General features: G+C 64.6%; 21 protein-coding genes. 11 read left to right on the top strand and 10 right to left on the bottom strand.

Going from position 1 to position 20,522, the window contains the following annotated elements; all coding sequences use genetic code 11:
* Nucleotides 1–176: 176 nt before the first annotated feature.
* The 3 genes from SMD10_RS20575 to SMD10_RS20565 all read right to left on the bottom strand — a co-directional run bounded on the left by SMD10_RS20575 (nucleotide 177) and on the right by SMD10_RS20565 (nucleotide 2,318).
* Entirely contained in the window at nucleotides 177–551 is a 375-nt protein-coding gene (locus SMD10_RS20575) for a cupin domain-containing protein (RefSeq protein WP_331687616.1), read from the bottom strand.
* Between the two features lie 132 nt (nucleotides 552–683).
* On the bottom strand, nucleotides 684–1,964 hold the full coding sequence (locus tag SMD10_RS20570) for an O-acetylhomoserine aminocarboxypropyltransferase (RefSeq protein ID WP_331687614.1): 1,281 nt from the start codon (nucleotides 1,962–1,964) through the stop codon (nucleotides 684–686).
* A gap of 69 nt (nucleotides 1,965–2,033) precedes the next feature.
* The gene (locus SMD10_RS20565) at nucleotides 2,034–2,318 is read right to left on the bottom strand and encodes a hypothetical protein (protein ID WP_331687613.1); all 285 of its coding nucleotides are present in this window, start codon (nucleotides 2,316–2,318) and stop codon (nucleotides 2,034–2,036) included.
* A gap of 351 nt (nucleotides 2,319–2,669) precedes the next feature.
* Here SMD10_RS20565 and rplM point away from each other — a divergent pair, with 351 nt between their 5' ends.
* From rplM to argC, 4 genes are all read left to right on the top strand, one after another.
* Nucleotides 2,670–3,134 carry a 50S ribosomal protein L13 gene (rplM, locus tag SMD10_RS20560; RefSeq protein ID WP_331687612.1) on the top strand — a complete coding sequence of 155 codons (465 nt, stop codon included), beginning with the start codon at nucleotides 2,670–2,672 and terminating at the stop codon, nucleotides 3,132–3,134.
* Nucleotides 3,134–3,610 carry a 30S ribosomal protein S9 gene (gene rpsI, locus SMD10_RS20555; protein ID WP_432757286.1) on the top strand — a complete coding sequence of 159 codons (477 nt, stop codon included), beginning with the start codon at nucleotides 3,134–3,136 and terminating at the stop codon, nucleotides 3,608–3,610. The genes rplM and rpsI overlap by 1 nt, the downstream gene beginning before the upstream one ends.
* A gap of 123 nt (nucleotides 3,611–3,733) precedes the next feature.
* Nucleotides 3,734–4,684 (top strand): agmatinase, encoded by a 951-nt coding sequence (gene speB / locus SMD10_RS20550; RefSeq protein ID WP_331687611.1) that lies wholly within the window; start codon nucleotides 3,734–3,736, stop codon nucleotides 4,682–4,684.
* Between the two features lie 114 nt (nucleotides 4,685–4,798).
* Nucleotides 4,799–5,854 (top strand): N-acetyl-gamma-glutamyl-phosphate reductase, encoded by a 1,056-nt coding sequence (gene argC / locus SMD10_RS20545; RefSeq protein ID WP_331687610.1) that lies wholly within the window; start codon nucleotides 4,799–4,801, stop codon nucleotides 5,852–5,854.
* Nucleotides 5,855–6,070: 216 nt separating this feature from the next.
* Here the strand turns inward: argC and hisC are convergent, their stop codons facing one another.
* Both hisC and SMD10_RS20535 read right to left on the bottom strand, forming a co-directional pair.
* Nucleotides 6,071–7,129, bottom strand: coding sequence for a histidinol-phosphate transaminase (gene hisC, locus SMD10_RS20540; protein WP_331687609.1), 1,059 nt, complete (start codon nucleotides 7,127–7,129; stop codon nucleotides 6,071–6,073).
* Between the two features lie 77 nt (nucleotides 7,130–7,206).
* Nucleotides 7,207–8,310 carry a COX15/CtaA family protein gene (locus SMD10_RS20535; RefSeq protein WP_331687608.1) on the bottom strand — a complete coding sequence of 368 codons (1,104 nt, stop codon included), beginning with the start codon at nucleotides 8,308–8,310 and terminating at the stop codon, nucleotides 7,207–7,209.
* A gap of 275 nt (nucleotides 8,311–8,585) precedes the next feature.
* Here SMD10_RS20535 and SMD10_RS20530 point away from each other — a divergent pair, with 275 nt between their 5' ends.
* On the top strand, nucleotides 8,586–8,798 hold the full coding sequence (locus SMD10_RS20530; protein WP_331687607.1) for a DUF2842 domain-containing protein: 213 nt from the start codon (nucleotides 8,586–8,588) through the stop codon (nucleotides 8,796–8,798).
* 57 nt (nucleotides 8,799–8,855) lie between these two features.
* On the opposite strand, the gene SMD10_RS20525 is transcribed toward SMD10_RS20530, so the two are convergent.
* The gene (locus tag SMD10_RS20525) at nucleotides 8,856–10,757 is read right to left on the bottom strand and encodes a GumC family protein (protein ID WP_331687606.1); all 1,902 of its coding nucleotides are present in this window, start codon (nucleotides 10,755–10,757) and stop codon (nucleotides 8,856–8,858) included.
* A gap of 164 nt (nucleotides 10,758–10,921) precedes the next feature.
* Here SMD10_RS20525 and SMD10_RS20520 point away from each other — a divergent pair, with 164 nt between their 5' ends.
* From SMD10_RS20520 to SMD10_RS20510, 3 genes are all read left to right on the top strand, one after another.
* A complete protein-coding gene (locus SMD10_RS20520; protein WP_331687605.1) occupies nucleotides 10,922–11,479 on the top strand; it encodes a polysaccharide biosynthesis/export family protein in 558 nt (185 codons plus the stop codon).
* 284 nt (nucleotides 11,480–11,763) lie between these two features.
* The gene (locus SMD10_RS20515) at nucleotides 11,764–13,299 is read left to right on the top strand and encodes an undecaprenyl-phosphate glucose phosphotransferase (protein WP_331687604.1); all 1,536 of its coding nucleotides are present in this window, start codon (nucleotides 11,764–11,766) and stop codon (nucleotides 13,297–13,299) included.
* Nucleotides 13,300–13,611: 312 nt separating this feature from the next.
* Nucleotides 13,612–14,364 carry an endonuclease/exonuclease/phosphatase family protein gene (locus SMD10_RS20510; RefSeq protein ID WP_331687603.1) on the top strand — a complete coding sequence of 251 codons (753 nt, stop codon included), beginning with the start codon at nucleotides 13,612–13,614 and terminating at the stop codon, nucleotides 14,362–14,364.
* 73 nt (nucleotides 14,365–14,437) lie between these two features.
* On the opposite strand, the gene SMD10_RS20505 is transcribed toward SMD10_RS20510, so the two are convergent.
* On the bottom strand, nucleotides 14,438–14,830 hold the full coding sequence (locus SMD10_RS20505; RefSeq protein WP_331687602.1) for a septal ring lytic transglycosylase RlpA family protein: 393 nt from the start codon (nucleotides 14,828–14,830) through the stop codon (nucleotides 14,438–14,440).
* A gap of 359 nt (nucleotides 14,831–15,189) precedes the next feature.
* Between SMD10_RS20505 and SMD10_RS20500 the strand changes: the two genes are divergently transcribed.
* Nucleotides 15,190–15,354 (top strand): DUF3563 domain-containing protein, encoded by a 165-nt coding sequence (locus tag SMD10_RS20500; RefSeq protein WP_331687601.1) that lies wholly within the window; start codon nucleotides 15,190–15,192, stop codon nucleotides 15,352–15,354.
* A 382-nt stretch (nucleotides 15,355–15,736) separates the two neighbouring features.
* Here SMD10_RS20500 and SMD10_RS20495 read toward each other — a convergent pair whose 3' ends face one another.
* Nucleotides 15,737–16,207, bottom strand: coding sequence for an Hsp20 family protein (locus SMD10_RS20495; RefSeq protein ID WP_331687600.1), 471 nt, complete (start codon nucleotides 16,205–16,207; stop codon nucleotides 15,737–15,739).
* Nucleotides 16,208–16,750: 543 nt separating this feature from the next.
* Between SMD10_RS20495 and SMD10_RS20490 the strand changes: the two genes are divergently transcribed.
* Nucleotides 16,751–18,037 (top strand): alpha/beta hydrolase, encoded by a 1,287-nt coding sequence (locus SMD10_RS20490; protein WP_331687599.1) that lies wholly within the window; start codon nucleotides 16,751–16,753, stop codon nucleotides 18,035–18,037.
* Nucleotides 18,038–18,054: 17 nt separating this feature from the next.
* Here SMD10_RS20490 and hisN read toward each other — a convergent pair whose 3' ends face one another.
* Both hisN and SMD10_RS20480 read right to left on the bottom strand, forming a co-directional pair.
* A complete protein-coding gene (gene hisN, locus SMD10_RS20485; RefSeq protein WP_331687598.1) occupies nucleotides 18,055–18,828 on the bottom strand; it encodes a histidinol-phosphatase in 774 nt (257 codons plus the stop codon).
* Between the two features lie 125 nt (nucleotides 18,829–18,953).
* On the bottom strand, nucleotides 18,954–19,856 hold the full coding sequence (locus SMD10_RS20480; protein ID WP_331687597.1) for an N-formylglutamate amidohydrolase: 903 nt from the start codon (nucleotides 19,854–19,856) through the stop codon (nucleotides 18,954–18,956).
* A gap of 180 nt (nucleotides 19,857–20,036) precedes the next feature.
* Between SMD10_RS20480 and cpdR the strand changes: the two genes are divergently transcribed.
* The gene (gene cpdR, locus SMD10_RS20475) at nucleotides 20,037–20,402 is read left to right on the top strand and encodes a cell cycle two-component system response regulator CpdR (RefSeq protein WP_331687596.1); all 366 of its coding nucleotides are present in this window, start codon (nucleotides 20,037–20,039) and stop codon (nucleotides 20,400–20,402) included.
* Nucleotides 20,403–20,522: the final 120 nt, after the last annotated feature.

Genomic DNA, 20,522 nt, shown 5'->3' with positions numbered 1-20,522 from the left:
AGTTCCTCCAACGCCCGCCGCCAATCAATCAGCGTCCCTGTCCATTCCGCGACAGACATTATGACCACTCCCTGCCAAACTAACCAAACCGGCAGAGAATCATCATTCAAATAAATATGCAACTGTAGTACTAGATCCGGGCGGCATCGGGCAGATCAATCCGCAACGTCATGCTTTCAGGCGCCTCGATTACCGGTCGGGGTACCTGCCTGCTTCACGACAAAATGCTTGCGCGTCGTCTCCACCACGCGCCAGCGTCCCTTGAAGCCGGGGCGGATGACGAAGCTGTCGCCCGCCACGAGCTTGACCGGCTCGCAGCCGTCCTCCGTCAGAACTGAGATACCGGACAGCACGTGGAAGAATTCCCACTCGCTGTAGTCGACGTCCCATTCGCCGGCTGTCGCTTCCCAGATGCCGGCGCTCAGCCCCTGCCCGTCTTCCTCTAGCGTCCACATCTTGTAGGACGGGCGGCCGCTACGGATTTTCTCCTTGGCGGGCGCCCCGGTTTCGACAGCCGCGGCTGCCGGATCGAACTTGAGGAAGTGGTCCATCCGATTGTCTCGCTGATCGACACGAAAAAAATCTGCCGAGCCAGCGGCGACGGCGTCCATCAAGTAGTCACGCCGCCGCAAGGGCGCCAGTCCGGCGAGACCACCGGACTGGCAATCAAAGGCTCGGAGCGATCAGACTTTCGCCAGAGCCTGGTCAAGATCGGCGATCAGATCCTCGACATTCTCGATGCCGACCGAAAGGCGAACCGTGTCCGGTGCCGCGCCGGCCGCGATCTTCTGCTCGTCGGAAAGCTGGCGATGGGTGGTCGAGGCCGGATGGATCACCAGCGAACGGGTGTCGCCGATATTGGCGAGATGCGAGAACAGCTCCAGCGCCTCGACGAAGCCAACGCCCGCGTCGTAGCCGCCCTTCAGGCCGAAGGTGAGCACCGCGCCAGCACCCTTCGGCGCGTATTTCTGCATCAGGCCATGGTAGGGATCGCTGTCGAGCCCGGCATAGGAGACCCACCCCACCTTCTCGTGGTCGCGCAGATATTCGGCCACGCGCTTGGCGTTGTCGGCATGGCGCTGCATCCGAAGCGGCAGCGTTTCGATACCGGTGAGGATCATGAAGGCGTTGAACGGCGAGATTGCCGGCCCGAGATCGCGCAGACCAAGCACGCGGCAGGCGATGGCGAAGGCGAAATTGCCGAAGGTTTCGTGCAGCACGATGCCGGCATATTCCGGCCGCGGCGCCGACAGCATCGGATATTTGTCGCCGGCCGACCAGTCGAAGGTGCCGCCGTCGACGATGATGCCGCCCATCGAGTTGCCGTGGCCGCCCATGAACTTGGTGAGCGAATGAACGACGATGTCGGCGCCATGCTCGATCGGCCGGCAGAGATAGGGCGAGGCCAGCGTGTTATCGACGATCAGCGGCAGGCCGTGGCGATGGGCGATCTCCGCGATGGCCGCGATGTCGACGACGATGCCGCCCGGATTGGCGATCGACTCAATGAAGATGGCCTTGGTCTTGTCGGTGATCGCCGCCTCGAACGACGACACGTCGTCGGGATCGGCCCATTTGACGTGCCAGTCAAAATTCTTGAAGGCGTGACCGAACTGGTTGATCGAGCCGCCGTAAAGCCGGCTGGAGGCAATGAACTCGTCGCCCGGCTGCATCAGCGTGTGGAAGATCAGGAGTTGGGCGCCGTGGCCAGAGGCGGTGGCGAGCGCTGCCGTGCCGCCCTCAAGCGCCGCGACGCGTTCTTCGAGGACCGCTTGGGTCGGATTCATGATCCGGGTGTAGATGTTGCCGAACTGCTGGAGCCCGAACAGGGCTGCGGCGTGGTCGGCGCTGTCGAAGACGAAGGAGGTCGTCTGATAGATCGGCGTCGCGCGGGCCCCCGTCGCGGGGTCGGGCTGCGCACCGGCGTGCACGGCGAGTGTCTCGAAACCAGGCGTGGTGGTCATGTCTCTCTCCACAGGGATGGCCGCGCTGCACTTCCGGCGCGCGTCGGCCGAATTGGGGCGCGGCTCTACCTAGGAGAAAAGCCGGGGCGCGGAAAGCGCTCCGTCTCCGGTGCCGACACCGGCAGCGGCGGCCGACGGCGAACGGCGGCGTACCGCTTGCGCTCGCTTCGGCTGCCGTCCCGACCAGGGCACGAGGCCCCGTTCGAGCGCCCGGCAAGCCAGCGCGATATAGCGCGGCGCGCCGCTCTGCTTGAAGGTCGCGATCCGGCTCAGTTCTACGCCCAGACGCTCGGCCGCATCCTCGTCGGACAGCCAGAGCTGATCCAGCCATGCATTGAAATCCTGGGGTGTCATGGCTGCCTCCTGCCCTTATTACGCGACAAATTGACGCATTTCGGATTCGCCGAGTTAAGCGCGGTTCGCCGGAGTTTCAGGGACGATCGCCGCGAACGGCAATTCGATAGAAAAAGCTCGACCGGCTCGCCCCGCAACGACATCTCGGCCGATTTTGATGTGGTTTTATAACACCACAACTTCTATCCATTTGATTTTACTGATTATTTCTAGATTTTAGGCAACATGTTTCCGGTTGACGCGGCATCGAACTGCGGCTACAAGCGCCATCCAAGAAGAGCGGCCTCGGGGCCGCTTTTTGGTCGGTGAGTTTCGACCCACCTCCGATGGCTTTTCACAAAAGGTTCGATGATGAAAACCTTCTCGCAGAAGAACGAGACGGTGGAAAAGAAGTGGATCCTGATCGACGCCGAAGGGCTTGTCGTCGGACGTCTCGCTTCGCTCGTCGCTTTGCGCCTGCGCGGCAAGCACAAGCCCACCTTCACCCCGCATGTCGACGATGGCGACAATGTCGTCATCATCAACGCCGACAAGGTCGTGCTCACCGGTAAGAAGTACTGGGACAAGACCTATTACTGGCACACCGGCTACGCCGGCGGCATCAAGGAGCGCAAGGCGCGCGAGATCCTGGAAGGCCGCTTCCCGGAGCGTGTCGTCGAGAAGGCGGTGGAGCGCATGCTGCCCCGCGGACCGCTCGGCCGTCGCCAGCTCAAGAACCTCCGCGTCTATGCCGGCGCCGAGCATCCCCATCAGGCACAGAACCCCGAGACGCTCGACGTCAAGGCTCTGAACTCCAAGAACGCGAGGGCCGCATAATGTCTCAGCTCTCTTCGCTCCAGGACCTTGGCACCACGCCGGTCGCCACGCAGCCGGAAGCTCCGGTTCACGTCCAGAAGCTCGACGCGCAGGGCCGCGCCTATGCCACCGGCAAGCGCAAGGACGCGGTCGCCCGCGTCTGGGTGAAGCCCGGCAGCGGCAAGATTACCATCAACGACAAGGACTTCGCGGTCTATTTCGCGCGGCCGGTGCTGCAGATGGTGCTGCGTCAGCCGATCGTCGCGGCCAACCGCGACGGCCAGTTCGACATCGTCGCGACGGTCGCCGGCGGTGGCCTGTCGGGCCAGGCGGGTGCCGTGCGCCACGGCATCTCCAAGGCGCTGACCCATTATGAGCCGGGCCTGCGCTCGGTTCTGAAGAAGGGCGGCTTCCTGACCCGCGACTCGCGCACGGTGGAGCGCAAGAAGTACGGCAAGGCCAAGGCCCGCCGTTCGTTCCAGTTCTCCAAGCGCTAAGCCCGCACATCCCATTCTGATGGACACGGCCGGGCTTCAGCCCGGCCGTTTTTGTATGGGCCGTTCCCTTGCCCTCGGCCCGCACCACTTTGCGGTTCATCCTGAATCGAGAAGAGGCGTCCGATGCCCTCGCGCACCATCGACCACGCGATCACCGCCGAAGGCCTGCTCGGCGCGGCCTCCGATCCGACCTATGCGGGCGTGGCCTCGTTCATGCGCCGCAAGTTCACTAAGGCGCCGGGCGGCGCCGACGTGACGGTGTGGGGCGTGCCCTTCGACGGCCTGGTGTCCAACCGGCCGGGCGCACGCTTCGGTCCGGCTGCGATCCGGCGCGCCTCGATGATCTTCGACAACGATCCCCAATATCCCTTCGCCCGCGATCTCTTCGAGGCGCTGTCGGTCGTCGACTATGGCGACTGCCTGCTCGACTACCGGCTGCCGGAGAGCGCCCACGAGGCCATCCGCGTGGAGGCCGCCAGGCTGATCGAGGACACCGGCTTCCTGATCACGCTCGGCGGCGACCATTCGATCACCTGGCCCCTCCTCCAGGCCCACGCCGCACGGCATGGGCCGTTGGCGCTCGTCCAGTTCGACGCCCATCAGGATACCTGGCCGATGGCGGACGAGACCCATGTCGACCATGGCTCCTTCGTCACCGCCGCCGTCAAGGCCGGGCTGATCGATCCCGCGCGCTCGATCCAGATCGGCATCCGCACCCATGCGCCGCAGGATTGTGGCCTCGAGATCGTCCACGGCGACGAGGTGGAGGACCTGACGAGCCGCGAGATCGCCGAGCGCATCCGGACGCGGACCGGCGGCGCGCCCAGCTACCTCACCTTCGACATCGACTGCCTCGACGCCGCCTTCGCGCCGGGCACCGGCACGCCGGTCGCCGGCGGCCCGTCCAGCGCCAAGATGCTGGCGGTCATCCGCAAGTTGGGCACCCTGCAACTGGTCGGCGCCGACGTGGTCGAAGTCGCCCCGCCCTACGACCATGCCGAGATCACAGCCATTGCCGGCGCCACGGTCGCCATGTACCTGATCGGGCTTCTGGCCGAAGCCAAAGGGGGCTGAGATGCGACGACGACGCCCTGACGACGAGTTGAATCAAAATCCGAGCGACATCGCGTCCGCTCTTCACGAATAGCTCTTAGTCCCTGATTATCAGGATCTTTCCGGAGTTTCCCAATGCCCGACAAGATCAAGATCGGCGTCCTCGGCGCCAGCGGCTACACCGGCGCCGACCTGGTGCGGCTGGCCGCGCGCCACCCCAACATCGAAATCACCGTGCTGACGGCCAACAGCCACGCCGGCAAGCCGATGAAGGCGGTCTTCAAGCACTTTTCCCATATCGACCTGCCCGACCTGGTGACGGTGGAGGAGGCTGATTGGGAGGCCGTCGACGCCGTGTTCTGCGGCCTGCCGCACGGCACCACCCAGGCCATCTCGCGCGACATCCTCACCCATTACCCGAAGGTGAAGATCATCGACATGTCGGCCGATTTCCGGCTGCGCGATGCCGCCACCTACAAGGAGTGGTACGGGCTCGACCACGTCGCGACCGAGATCCAGACCGAGGCGGTCTACGGCCTGACCGAGCGCTACCGCCACCAGATCGCACAAGCCCGGCTCGTCGCCTGCCCCGGCTGCTACCCGACCGCCGTCCTGCTGGCGCTCCTGCCGCTGACCACGCATGCCCTGATCGACCCGGACGAGATCATCATCGACGCCAAGTCGGGCGTCTCGGGCGCCGGGCGCGGCCTGAAGGAAAACACCCTGTTCTGCGAGGCGGGCGAAGGCCTGTCGCCCTACTCGGTCGGCAAGCATCGGCACATGCCGGAGATCGAGCAGGAACTGGGCGTCTCCGTCGGCCGCTCGGACCTCAAGATCAACTTCACCCCGCACCTCATCCCGATGAGCCGGGGCGAGCTCTGCACGAGCTACGTCAGGCTGGCGCCGGGCCACACCGCCGACGACCTGCGCGAGGCACTGGTCAAGACCTACGAGGACGAGCCCTTCGTCACCGTCGCCGACCCCGGCGTGCTGCCGCAGACGCAGATGGTGCGCGGCTCCAACTATGTCGTGGTCAACGTCGTCCCCGACCGCATTCCGGGCCGCGCCATCGTCATCTCGACGCTGGACAATTTGGTGAAAGGCTCGGCCGGCCAGGCGATCCAGAACTTCAACGTGGCCTTCGGCATCGAAGAAATCACCGGCATCGAACAGCTGCCGCTGTTTCCGTAAGGGCGGGCGGCGCGACGGTGGGTCTCGAACGACGGGCGGGGCATGGTGCGGAGACGGTCCTGTCCTGCGGCGTCATTCCCGGGCTTTGGCCCGAGAATCCAGACTTTCGCCGTCAGCCCAAGCGACACCGCAGCGGACGCTGCCAAAGATGCGCATCGATACCTGAAGCGCCGCTCCCCGTCCGCCCCCGTCATGCCGGCGCGGCCTTGGAGCCCTCTAGACCAGGATGGCGCTCAGCGCCGCCAGCAGCCGCTCTCCGTCGTCGGCGCTGCCAACGGTGATCCGCAGAAAATCGGCGATGCGCGGCTTGGCGAAGTGTCGCACCAGCACCGCCCGCTCGCGCAGCGCCGCGGCGAGCGCCGCACCCTGCCATGCGGGATGGCGGGCAAAGACGAAGTTTGCCGCCGACGGCAAGACCTCAAAGCCGAGTTCCACGAGGCCGGCGGTCATCGCTTCCCGATTGGCGACAATGGTCGCGCAGCCCATCTTGAACGCCGCCTCGTCTGCGATCGAGGCGATGGCGCCCGCCTGCGCCGGCCGTCCGAGCGGATAGGAATTGAAGCTGTCCTTGACCCGCGTCAGCCCCTCGATCAGCGCCGCGTCGCCGATCGCGTAACCGACCCGGAGGCCCGCCAGCGAGCGCGACTTCGACATCGTGCGCACCACCAGCAGATTGGGATGCTCGGCGATCAGCGGCAGCGCGGTCTCGCCGCCGAAATCGACATAGGCCTCGTCGATCACGACCGGACTGTCGGGCTGCGTCTCGACGAGCTCGGCGATCGCCCGGCGGCCGAGCGCGATGCCAGTCGGCGCATTGGGATTGGCGAGAATGATCGCGCCCGCCTCGCGCCTGTAATCCTCGATCCGGATGCGCATCGCCTCGTCCAGCGGCACGGTTTCGTGGGGCACGTCGAAGAGCCGGCAGTAGACCGGGTAGAAGCTGTAGGTGATGTCCGGAAACAAGAGCGGCCGCCGGTGCTTCAGCAGAGCGACGAAGCAGTGGGCGAGCACTTCGTCGGATCCGTTGCCGACGAAGATCTGGCTGGCCGAGACGCCATGATAGGCGGCCAGCGCCTCGCGCAGCTCCGCCGCCGTCGGGTCGGGATAGAGCCGCAACCCTTCCGCCGCGGCTGCGGCGATCGCTGCACGAACCGTCGCCGGCGGCTCGAACGGGCTTTCGTTGGTGTTCAGCTTCACCAGCCCGCCGATACGCGGCTGCTCGCCCGGCACATAGGGCTCCAGCCGGTGCGTCACCTCGCTCCAGAAGCGGCTCATGCCTCACCCTTTCCGTTCGAAACGTCGGACGTTTGAGCCCCCTCGCCGCCGCAACTCGCGGCGACGTCGGCGCAGCCTCAGCTGCGCACCTCGACGCGCAGCACCTCGGGATAGGATCCCCTCAGCCCCCGCGCGTGGGCGACCGCAAAGGCCAGAACGACCACTGCCCCGGCTTGATGGGCGAGCGCCCAGCCGAGCGGTGCGTGGAGGAGCAGCGTCGTGATGCCGAGCGTCGCCTGCAGCACGATGAGTACGAAGAGAACGAGCGCCCGTCGCGCATGCGTGGTGCCCGCCGCCCAGAACCAGGCGCTGATCGCGTGCAGTGCCGTCGCCAGGAACAACAAGTAGGCGCCGATGCGGTGATCGAACTGAACCGTCATCGCGTTTTCGAAAAAATTCCGCCAGGCCGGCGATGCGGCAAGCAGGCCGTCGGGCACCCATTGCCCATCCATCAACGGCCAGGTGTTGTAGCCCTGGCCGGCGTCGAGCCCCGACACCAGACCGCCGAGATAGATCTGGACCAGCGCCAGAAGCACGATGCCGCCGGCCACCCAGACCGAGCCGGGCGACGGTGGAATATCGCGCGAGTGCGGCGCCAGTCCCCGCGCCACCCACAGGGTATAGGCGAAGATGACGCACGCCGTGGTGAGATGGACCGCCAGCCGGTACTGGCTGACGTCGGTGCGCTCCGTCAGCCCCGACGCGACCATCCACCAGCCGATCGCGCCCTGGAGCCCGCCCAGCAGGAAAATGCCGACCAGGCGCGGTTTCAACGCCGGCTCGACCATGCCCGCCGCCCAGAACACGACCAGCGGAATGGCGAAGACGAAACCGACGGCGCGCGCCAGAAAGCGGTGCGTCCACTCCCACCAGTAGATCGTCTTGAAGGCATCAAGGCTCATGCCCTGGTTGATTTCCTGGTACTCTGGGATGCGCTGATAGAGGGCGAACTCCTCCTGCCATTCCTCGACCGAAAGCGGCGGCACGATCCCGTGGATCGGCTTCCATTCGGTGATCGAAAGACCCGAGTTCGTCAGCCGCGTCGCGCCGCCGACCAGCACGAGAGCGACGATCAACAGGGCCACGCCGTAGAGCCAGGTGCGAACCCAGCGGCGGTTTCGCTCAACGCGCTCGATCGCGCGCACGTCAAAAGGATGCATCGTCGTCGGCAAGCTTGTCATGAGGCAGTCTCCAGCTCGCCCATGTGACGCGATTTGACCTCAGCCGCAAGCGTTCTCGGCCGAATGGACGAAAATGCCGAGCGGCGGATGAAGTCCAGCATGTCGCATGAGACGAAGCATCGGTCCGGACAGCCGACGACGGCATAAGCGGACCGTCGCGAAAATAGTTCACGGACGGACCGAAGATCGGTAAGACCCTTGCCGGTCGAGCCGATCATGCGGGATCGGGCGCGAAGCCTCTCCGCCGGAATCAAATTGGAAGCAGCGAGCCCTAAATGCCTGTGAGACTGAAGAAATTCATCGGCACGCTGATCCTCATCGTCCTCGTCATCGTCTACGCGCTTTTGGCGACGGCCATCGCCTCGCTCTATCTCGGCGAAGCGCACTGGATCATCCACCTGCTCTATTTTACCGGAACCGGCGTTCTCTGGGTGATCCCGGCGATGTTCATCATTCGATGGATGGAATTGCCGCCACGCCGCCGTTGAACCCGGCGCGCGATCGACCAGGAGGGATCGAGCGCTTCCGATCCCCTCCGTTGCAGCTTAATTCGCGGCGGCCGCCAGTTCGCCGATCTTGACCTGAACGACGTCGTCGAAGCCGGCCTGCTCCAGCGCGGCCATACGCTCCGCGCCCTGCTCTGCATTTTCCGCCGCGACGACTACGGCCGTATCTTCCGCCGCGATCCGGGCCAGATCGTCGGGAGCCATCGCGCCGCATTCCAGAACGACGCAGTCGTAGACACCGGAAAGAATGGACAGCGCCGCTGCGATCTTCTCCGCCGTTGAAGAGGTAAGATTCGTTCCGATGCCGGGCAGCGGCAAAATGTGCGTTTCGGTGAAATGGTCGCGGTCGATGGCATCCGCCGTGGCGACGCGGCTCTCGGGCACGATCACCGTCTGCATCGTGTCGCGGCGGACGCCCATGGCCCGCGTCCCCATCCCATCGGGGCTGAGATCGATCAGCACGCTCGGGTGGCCGGCCCCGGTCAGGGCGCGAGCCAGTTCCACCCCGGCTGGGATCGCCGTCGCCGCACCAGCGGTCAATACCGCCACGCGCCGAACTTCTCCGCGCAGCACGGCGACCGCAAGGTCGTCGAGCTGCACGACGCTCTGTCCGCCGCCGGCAAGGTCGGAAGCCTGAAAGGTGGATGCAGCAATAGGGGCGTCGTCGCCGAGGATCGGCGTCTCGAGCGCTGAAGCCGGTTCACCGGAAGCGGTTGTCTCCCGGTCCGAAGCCTCGCCCGCTCCATCCTCTTGGCCGGTCTCGGCCCGTTTCGGTCCGATGACCAGCGCGGCGAGGAAGCCGATGGCCAATCCGAGGAGACCGCTGGCCGCGGCCAGAATAAAAGGATTCGGCCTTCCGTCGCCGGATGGCAGATTGGCCGGAGCCACCAGGCTGGCCGCTGGTTCTGCACTTTGTCCGCTGTGAACGCGCGCGAGCGCCGTCTGCAGCTTTTCGAGGCGCACTTGGCGTTCGGCCAGCTGCCGATCGAGCGCTTTGATCTCGCCGGCCTGGGACTGCGCCGCCTCACTCCGGGCAGTCCGAAGGGCCGCCTGAACCTCGTCCAATCGCTGTCGCGCGGCGGCCGCCTCTTCCGCTCGGACCGAGGTGGCACGTTCGGCCTCAGCTCGAAGCTCGCCGTTGACCTCCGCCAGATCGGATCGCGCCTGAAGCAGGTCCGGATCGTCCTCCGATCGCTCGCCGGACAATTCCGCGATGCGCGAACGCAGCGTCGAGCGCCGTTCCCGCAGCTCCCGCGCCGCCTCCCCTGTCAGCCGCGCGGCGACCACGTCGACGGGCTGGCCGGCATCGAGTGCGTTCCGCAAGGCAGCGGCCTCGGCTTCGACGCTTCGCGCCTCCTCCTGACGTTGGGTCAGCTGGGCCTCGAGCTCTTGCTCGCGCTCCGAGATCGGCGTTCCGGCGGCGTCGAAATTTGCCTTGCGCTCCTGAAGATCCGCGATCTCGCTCTCGACGTCGGCGATGGACTGCTCGGTCTCCGCCGGGTCCGCCATGGCGACCGGCTCGGCGTTGCGGCGGGCGATATAGGCATTTGCCACCGCATTCGCCGCGTCACGTGCAACCACGGCATCCGGCCAGGAAAACCCGATCGCGATCAGGCCGGCATCGGTGTCTTCGCTGGCATCGAGATGGCCGACGAGTTCTTCGGCATCGATGTCGCCGAGCCCTGGGATTTGCGCCGTGGCGGCGCGCAGAAGCTCCGGCTCCGAGATGGTGCTCCACACCTCGTCCGCAGAGCCGGCTCCTCCGGCCGGAGACGGACCGATCGACAGATAGGCGGTCGCCTCGAAGTTCGGCGGCACCAGCGATGCTCCCGCGTAACCGGCCAACGCAAACAGAACCGCGGTGATAGCGACGCCCCACGAGCGCCAAGGCGCCGGACGTCTGTCCGCTCGCATTGTGCCGTTGCCGTTGGCGCTGCTCATAGAATCTCCGGTAGTCCTGATCTGCCGCGTTATTTTTCAGCGACGGGATCAATATGCTAGCGAATACCGGAGAAGGCCCAATTTACCGCTCGTTAACCCTAATGAAACTATAAAAATTGAATTACTTCGACCGAGCAGGCGGATTTTTTCTGAGGATAGTGAGTATGGGGCCTCGAATTTTGGTGACCGCCTTGTTGTGCGCGGTACTCGGTGCCTGCTCCTCCTACAGGCCGACACCGCCTGCGTTTCACGAAGCGCTCAATCAGCCCTACCGGCTCGATGCCGGCGATCGCGTGCGCGTCACCGTTTTCGAGCAGGAAAGTCTGACCAACACCTACGCCGTCGACAAGGCCGGCTACATCACGGCGCCCCTGATCGGTTCGGTCCCCGCTCGCGGGCGCACGACCGGCCAGCTGGCGGAGACGCTCGAAGCCAAATACGGCGAGGGCTATCTGCGCGACCCGGATATTTCGGTCGAAGTGGACCAGTACCGGCCGTTTTTCATCATGGGCGAAGTCGGCGCGGCCGGCCAATATTCTTATGTCCCCGGCATGACGGTGCAGAACGCGATCGCCATCGCCGGCGGCTTCACGCCGCGCGCAGACCAATCGACCGCCGACATCACCCGACAGGTGAACGGCCGCATTTTGACGGGCCGCGTACTTACCTCCGATCCGATCCTTCCGAGCGACACCATCTACGTTCGCGAACGTCTGTTCTGACGCGGTTGCCGCATTGACAGAGTTGGGATTGCAGGGACGCGAGATCCGGGCCAGGACCCTTGCCCACCCCCGACTTGCCGGTTTTATGGGGATCTGCGGCCGAGTTGACGGATCGGAGCCGAGGAAAAGCCGGGCTCGCCGGCAAACCGGCGCGGTTTCTCGCAATTTACCGTCGACACGAACCAAATCTTAGCCAGTCAAGCTTAAGCTTGTTCGCTGGCGGCGTATCGGCACGTCCGCCGGCGGCAATGACGGCCGCCCGAACCAGCGGATCAAGGGCTCCAATGCTCGACATGGACGACCGATCGCCATTCTCGCCCGAGGCCGTCCGTGCCTTCCCGGGCCAAAAGCAATCGGACCAAGCGATCGAGCTCAACCCGATGGCCGCGCTGGTCGCCCGGCAGTTCGGATCGAACTCCGTCGCGTCGCGCACCGTTCGTATCGTCTGGCGCGGCGTGGAAGCGCTCGCCCTGCTGGTTCTCGGCCTGCTCATCCATGCCGGGCTGGGCAGCCATGTCCTGATCGAAACCCGGTTTACCGCGTTCGCGATCGCCGGTGCCGGCGCGGCGGTGGTCCTGATCGGCCTGGTACACGGCTATCAGATCTCGGTGCTGCGTGGCGGGCTCCGGCAGTTTCCGCGTGTCGGCCTTGCCTGGCTCGGCGCCTGCCTGCTGATCGCATTCACCGCCTTGATGCTGGAAGGCGCGGCATCGCCCTTCCCTCTCTGGCTTGCTCTATGGCTGGTCGGCGGCAGCGCGGTCTTGGCTGCCGGCCGATACGCATTGGGCATCAAGCTGCGACAATGGGCGCGCGACGGCGTGATGGAGCGCCGCGCCGTGATCGTCGGCGGCGGCCAGGGCGCCGCGGCCCTCTTGAACAATCTCGAACTGCAGCCGGACAGCGATATCCGCATCTGCGGCATCTTCGACGATCGTGGCAACCGCCGCTCGCCGCCGGTCGTCGCAGGCTATCCCAAGCTCGGGACCGTCCGCGAACTGGTGGAGTTCGCACGCATCGCGCGCATCGACATGTTGATCGTCACGCTGCCGCTGACCGCCGAGGCGCGCGTGCTGTCGATCCTCAAGCAACTGTGGGTTCTGCCGCTGGATATCCGGCTGTCGGCCCACGCCTCCCAGATCAAGCTGCGTCCGCGCGCCTATTCCTTTATCGGCGAACTGCCGTTTCTCGACGTCTTCGACCGGCCTCTGACGACCTGGGATACGCTCGCCAAGCGGACCATGGACCTAGTTGTCGGAACGCTCGCCATCGTCCTTCTGTCGCCCGTGATGCTCGTCACAGCTCTCGCCATCAAGCTCGACAGTCCCGGTCCGGTATTCTTTCGCCAGAAGCGACACGGTTTCAACAATCAGGTCATCGAGATTCTGAAGTTTCGGTCGCTCTATCACGACATGGCGGACGTGGCCGCACGGAAGGTCGTGACGAAGAACGATCCGCGCGTGACACGCGTCGGCCGTTTCATCCGCAGGAGTTCGATCGACGAGTTGCCTCAACTCTTCAACGTACTGTCCGGCAGCCTGTCCCTGGTCGGTCCGCGGCCCCATGCCGTCCACGCGCTGTCGAGCCAGAACGAGGCATTCGTCGAGATCGTCGACGGCTATTTCGGCCGCCACAAGGTCAAGCCGGGGATCACCGGCTGGGCACAGATCAACGGCTGGCGCGGCGAAATCGACGAACCCGCCAAGCTGAAGAAGCGCTTCGAGCACGACCTCCACTACATCGAGAACTGGTCGATTTTCCTCGACCTGCTGATCCTTCTCAAAACCCCCTACGCGCTGCTGTTTTCGAAGAACGCATACTGACGCCGAGCCCGGTAAAGGCTCGCGCGAGGCGGTTTGTGAGGAACAAGCGGCGACGCTCGCGGTTTTTCGGCTGGAGCGACAATACGATCTCCACCTCGCGACGATCGAGCGCCCGGAATCGCCAACCCCGCGATGCCCATGCCCGAAACGTCACGTGGCCATAGATCGCACTTTCTGCCCCGTCCCCTGCCGTCTCTTGTGCAAGGGTCTACTTTGAGCCAAAACGCCGGTTTGCTGCGCTCAGTGGCGCCGAAGCGGAATAGTCGCGCTTCGCGCCCGCGTGACGCGATCGAAGAAGGAACAGGGGCGAGCATGATTCGCGTCGCGTCCTACAACATCAGAAAGAGCGTCGGGACCGACTGGCGCCGTCAGCCGCGCCAGATCCTCGATGTCTTGCGCGAGATCGACGCCGACATCGTTGCTCTACAGGAAGTCGATCGCCGATTCGGCGACCGGGTGTCGTCCCTGGCGCCGGAAGCCATCATCGACAAGACCGACTACAAGGCGATCCGTTTCGGCGTGCGGCCGGGAAGCCTCGGCTGGCACGGCAACACCATCCTGGTGCGAAAATCGGTCGAAGTCCTGCATTGCGAGCGGATCGTGCTGCCCGCCCTGGAACCGCGCGGCGCCGCTCTGGCCGACATTCAGATCGACGACTTGAAGCTGCGGGTGGTGGGCATGCATCTCGGCTTAGTCAGCCTGTGGCGACGGCGCCAGGCGCGGGCCGTCCTTCAACGTCTGAAAGCGCTGGAAGAACCGCTGCCCACGGTCATGATGGGCGATCTGAACGAGTGGAATACGGAAGGCGGATGCCTGTCGCATTTCGCCGAAGACCATCATGTGGTGGCGCCGGGGCCGAGCTTTCACTCGCACCTCCCCTTCGCCTCCTTCGACCGCATCATCACCAGCGCGGATCTTTCCGTGCAAACGGCCGGTGTGCATCTTTCCGAACGCGCCCGCATCGCGTCCGATCATCTGCCGGTGTGGGCCGAGATGACTTATCTCGGCGAGGTCGCAGCGCCGATGCGCCGAGCCGCCGCGCTGGAGCCTCTGGCCGGCGAATAGGGTGCGGTCCTCAACACCGCAATCCGCACCCGGATTCACCTCGACGGCAGACCAGATCCCCAGAATGGGACCGTCAGACCAGCACCTCGAGCGTCACCTGGGCAACGCCTCGGCCGATCATGCCGACCGCCTTCGCTGCGCCGCGCGACAGATCGATGATCCGGCCATGCGCATAGGGCCCGCGATCGTTGATCCGCACGACGACCGATTTGCCGTTCGCCTTGTTGGTGACGCGCACCTTTGTCCCGAAGGGCAGCGTCTTGTGTGCGGCGGTGAGCTTGTTCATGTCGAAGCGTTCGCCATTGGCCGTCTGACGGCCATGAAAGCCCGGCCCGTACCACGAGGCCTTCCCCGACAAAATCTGCCCCTTAACAATATTGGCGTGAGCGACACCCAGCTCGAAACCAGACAACGGAGCACAAGAAAGTACGGCTGCGGCGAGCGCAACCAGGATGGTCTTTTTCATTGGTTCCCCTCTCGAATGCGGCCGGAGCCGCGCTTGAGCGAGGATGCTGTTCTCCCGGCGATGTGACGAGAATTTGAACCGAAACCGGCAAGAATGAGGTCATTTCGTGTTTCGGGAACTTTTTTGAAAGACGCGCAACCCTCTGGCGACGCACCATTTTTCGCTGCATGCCCCCAGAAGGAGGGCACAGAGGTTAAGACCTCGGCTCTTCGAACCTGGAGCGAAGCTCGACGTCGGCGGAAGCGGCGTTGTCGATGGCGAATAGCCGCTATGCACTAGCCCGGATTGCTCGATGCGCTGCGGCAGAACATCTTCATGTCAACGATCTAATCGTTTTAAGTCCGATTTGGAGACCGAAGATGAAGAATGTTGTCCAGTCCCTTCGCTCGGCGGTCAAGCGCTTCCGCGACTACGATCCCGAGATGGCCTACCTCAACGAGGCGACTTCGCAGGTCGATCTGGAATGCCGCCAGCGCGAGATCGATCGCGGACGGTTCATGGGCCAGCGGCGCCCCGGCTTCTGAGACGAGCCATTCTGAGGGCGACGCGAATAGCCCGCCCGCCGACAACTGAGGTAAGCCGACGGACTGTTGCAGGTCTCGGGCAGAAGGGCGGTGACGGAGCTCCTGGAACTGCCTTGAGCACCGATCGCTACCGGCCCGGTTGGCGTTGCGTCCAATAAAAGGCACCGTGGTGCCGCGAGATGACCTCTTCGCCCGGTGACCCGGTCGGCGGTTTGCGCCTGCGGCGGTCGCCCGAGCATCGGCATTCTCCTCGCCGCTCGTTCAGCCGCTCCCGAAACCCTGCGCGGATGCAGGCGGACGCCCGCAAGTTGGCACGGCTCGAACGGCCCAAACGAAAACGGCGCCCAAAAGGGCGCCGCCGAAAACTCTTGTAACGGATCAATTAGGCCGCATTGGCCTCGATCGTCTTGGCATTGCCGTTGCCGACCGCCGCGATCTCGATCTTGCGGGGCTTCATAGCCTCCGGAATGACCCGAACGAGATCAATGTGAAGCAAGCCGTTCTTCAAGGCGGCGCCCTTCACTTCGACATATTCGGCCAGTTGGAAACGCCGCTCGAAAGCGCGTCCTGCGATGCCGCGATAAAGCACTTCGCGCTCGCCTTCGTCCTTCTCGTCCTTTTTGTCGCCCTTGATCGTCAGCACGTTCTCGCGCGATTCGATCGACAGATCGCTCTCGCCGAAGCCCGCCACCGCCATGGTGATGCGATAGGCGTTCTCTCCGGTGCGCTCGATGTTGTAGGGCGGATAGCTCGGCGCGACGCTGTCGGGCTGGGACAGGGTGTCGAGCATCGAGAAAAGGCGGTCGAAACCGACCGTCGAACGATAAAGCGGCGCAAAATCAGCGTGACGCATAAGTGTTCTCCTAGGAAGCAACAGGTTCGTGCGTTTGGCTGGACGCTGGTTCCCAACTGGCGAACCCATCCGGCCAGCGGCCCCGAATGGCGGCCACGACCAACAGATGGTGAGCGGTCGTTTTCGCGTCAAGATCGTCAAGATCCGAGCTCGCAAAACTGCGAACCACACCATCGGCATTCCTGAACGCTGGATGAACGGCCCCTTCCGATTCCGTTCAGGCAGCCTCCCCCATTGTTGCGGACACCAACCGATTGGGATGGGTGTCGAAACGCGACCATTCGCGGCGGCGTCCTCCGGCGGTTGCCGATCTTCGGGCGGCTCGCACGCCTGTATCGAAAACGGTCATGGCGTCCCGTCCCTTCCGCTGTGGCCGCCGGGCCGGGAGTCTTTTGGCTCCCGGCCCTTCTCATTCCTGCCCCTGACGATCGACAAACGTCGGCAAACGGTCGCTTCCACGAATTCAGGCATTTTCTCGCGGCGGCCGATCCTGCATAAGGCGGAGACGACCGATCGATCGACAACCGTCAGAACTGGCTGCGGATGACCGATACCCCCACCGCCGACGAACCGAACAAGAAGGTCGGCCAGTCTGCCGAGACCGCCCCGAGCAACGAGGTCGCAGTCGATCGGGACGACGAAGCGACGCTGGATGCCGTTTCGGCGGAAGCACCGGACGCCCCGACAGAGGCGGACCCCGACGGCTCGTCGCCGACTGGACAGGCTGAAGACGGCGCGCCTGAAGACGGCCCGACGGACTCCACAGCGGACGACCCGCCCGAGCCGCCCGAGCCGGAGGCGGAACTGCGCGACATCCTCGTCGAAACACCCGGCAATCCCCTGCCCGACGGCATCGTCGGCGGCTGGCTCACATCCGGCGACGGCGTCGGTCTGCGCTACGCCGTGTGTCCCAGCGCACAGGAGACGACTCGCGGAACCGTCCTCCTCCTGCAAGGACGCAACGAGGCCATCGAGAAATATTTTGAGACGATTTCCGATCTCAGCCGCCGCGGCTACCTGGTGGCGACTCTCGACTGGCGCGGTCAAGGCGGTTCCGACCGGCTGACGCGCAACCGGCGGCGGGGCCATGTCGGAAATTTCAAGTTCTATCTTCGTGACCTGGAAGCCTTCCTCGAAGAGCTGGACATCCAGTACTGCCCGCAGCCTCGCGTGGTTCTCGGCCATTCCATGGGCGGGCTTCTGGCCCTGATGGCAGCGCCGAGCCTGGAAGATCGGATCGAGCGCATCGTCGCCGCCGCGCCGATGATCGGGCTGCCGATCGGCGGATTCTCAGTCAGGACGGCCTATTGGCTCACCACCCTGCTTCGGGCTCTGGGCCTCGGCAAGCTCGGCATTCGCGGCGGCGCCCGCGCGCAGCCTCTCCTGCGCGCGGAAAGCAGCCTCTACACCAGCGACCAGAAGCGGCTCGAGCGCAACTTCCGTCTGGTGGAAGCCGCGCCATGGCTGTTTCTGGGCAGCCCGAGCCTGTCCTGGGTGCGCGCCGCCATCATCGCCATGCGCCGGTTCGAGCGCTCCGACGCCGTGGCCACACTGCGGATGCCGACGCTCATCGTGACGGCCGGCGACGATCGGGTCGTCTCTTCCAGGGCCGCCCGACGCCTGGCGTGGCGGATGCGCTGCGGCCACGGCCTGAGCTTGGCCGGCGCGCGGCACGAACTGTTGCAGGAGGCCGACCGGTATCGCGAGCCCTTCCTGGCCGCTTTCGAAGCGTTTGCCGGAGCGGCCTCGCCCGACGAAACAAACGAGGTGGACGAGTCCCAGATCCAGAGCGCGCTCGAAGAACTGGCTCTGACCGCCGAAGAGATCTAGCTGCCTGCCGGCCCGGTTCAGCCGCCGGCCAAGATGCCCAGCGCCGCCTCGTGCAGTTCCGGCGTGGCGGCGGCGATCACGTTGCCGCCGACTTCGGCCCGCTCGCCGGAAAAGGTGGTCACCACGCCGCCCGCCGCCTCGATGAGCGGAATCAGCGCGACGATGTCGTAGGGCTTGAGCCCGGCTTCCACCACCAGATCGGCGTGACCGGCGGCCAGCATGGCGAAGGCATAGCAATCGACGCCGAAGCGCGTCAGCCGCGCTTGGTTCTCCAGCTTCTCAAACCTATCCAGCGCCTCGCCCGCAAACAGCCGTGGCGAGGTCGTGAACAGCGTCGCCTGGGACAATTCGGTCGTGGCCCGAACCTTCAAGGCGGTGCGCCCCGCGGGCCCCTCCACCCAGCCACCCGACTCATCGGCCCAGAACCGCTCGCCGATATAGGGCTGGTCCATCAGCCCCAAGGTAGCGCGACCATCGGTCATCAAGCCGATCAGCGTGCCCCATACGGGAAGTCCCGAGATGAAGGCCCGCGTTCCGTCGATCGGATCGAGCACCCAGCAGAAGCGGCCGTCGCCGCTCAAGCCGTACTCCTCGCCGAGAATCGCATGATCGGGAAAGGTCGCCTCGATCAATGCGCGCATCGCCTGCTCGGCGCCTCGATCCGCCTCCGTCACGGGGTCGAATGCGCTGACCAGCTTGTTGTCGACCGTCAGGGGCTGACGAAACAGTGGCAGGCTCCTCTGCGCAGCCGCATCGGCGAGCTCGAAAAGGAAATCGCGATCGGGTTGCATGCCACGCTCCGTGCTTCCGGTCTGGGATCGGACGTCCATTGTCCTGCCGGCGCCAGTGGTATCGGCAAGGACAGCTCGCTGCGGTGCAGCGTGCCGCGACGAACCCGTCGGAGGTGTTCCTTGGCCTATTCGGCCGCCATCGGCAAGCCGCTCTCGCTCCCGAGTTCGGCGGCGAGCACGCCAACCACTTCGACCAGATCGGCGCGCAGCTGGTCGAATCCATCATGACGCTCGAAATTGGCTTCGTCCGCGTAGAGACCGCGATTGATCTCGACCTGCACGGCATGGATCCCAACCGAGGGATGGCCGTAGCGCTCGGTGATATAGCCGCCGGCATAGGGCTTGTTGCGGGCGACGTCGTAGCCGCGCTCGACCAGGCAGGCCGTCAGGATCGCGACGATGCGGCCAGACGCGCTGGTGCCGAAACGGTCGCCGATAACGATGTCCGGCGATCCGCTGCCCGGAAAGGCCCGAACGGTGGACGGCATCGAATGGCAGTCGATGAGCGTCGCCATTCCGAAGGCTGCACGCGTCCGCCGCATCAGATCTTCCAGCGTGGCGTGGAAGGGAAAGTGCAGGCTCTCGATTCGCCTTAGTCCCTCGGAGACGGACAGCTTGTGGCGGTAGATCTGCTCGCGTTCCGCAACGATTCGCGGGATCGTCCCCAGTCCCCCCGCGACGCGAAGCGACCCGGTGTTGACGAAGCTCGGCAGCGCCTCGGAGAACATTTTCGGATCAAGCTCGTAAGGCTCGCGATTGACGTCCAGATAGGCGCGCGGAAACCGGGCCACGAGAAACGGAATCCCGAGATCGGGGGCAAAATCGAAGAGATCGTCGATGAACAGGTCTTCGGACCGGCGAATCGCCTGCGCCGACAGACGCGAAGCCTCCAGGAAATCGACCGGGTAGGCCCGCCCGCTATGCGGAGAACAGAAGACCAGCGGCGTGGATTGAAATTCGGGCGACAGCAACGCGAAGGCGGGATACGGGCCGTCAGGCGTCTTCAGAATCGGCGCTTCCGACTTCATCTCCCGCGCTCCTCGCTTTGACAAATCCCAAGCTCCCGATATCTGGTGGGCGTTGATGGGATTTTTTTAACGCCACTCCACGAGATCGGAATAGACTGTTAGCCCAGAACGCAGCATAAAGTGTTCTGAAGAACGCGCCAACGCTCGAAAATGTTGCCTCGCCACGTTCGGATGACATGAATGCCAAAGATCCTACTCGCAGAAGACGATAACGATATGCGCCGCTTCCTGGCCAAGGCCCTCGAGAAGGCCGGCTACGAGGTCGTCGCGTTCGACAACGGCGGCAGCGCATATGAACGCCTGCGCGAAGAGCCTTTCTCACTGCTCCTGACCGACATCGTCATGCCGGAGATGGACGGGATCGAGTTGGCGCGTCGTGCCACCGAGCTCGATCCCGATCTCAAGGTGATGTTCATCACCGGCTTTGCCGCCGTCGCGCTCAATCCTGATTCGAAGGCTCCGAAGGACGCAAAGATTCTGTCCAAGCCGTTCCATCTGCGCGAACTCGTGGAAGAGGTCGGCAGGATGCTGGAACAGGCTGCCTGAAGATCGAACGGAACGGCCCCGCGCAGAGAGCGCAAAGGCAATATCACCGTGGCAGGGTGCTCACCGTTCGGCGGCACTTTGCCATTTCTCGACGGGATTGTGAGTTCGTGCTCCAATCCT

Origin of the sequence: Consotaella aegiceratis, from assembly GCF_036541425.1 — a bacterium.
GTDB lineage: Bacteria > Pseudomonadota > Alphaproteobacteria > Rhizobiales > Rhizobiaceae > Consotaella > Consotaella aegiceratis.
This window is presented reverse-complemented; position numbering and strand designations above follow the sequence as displayed.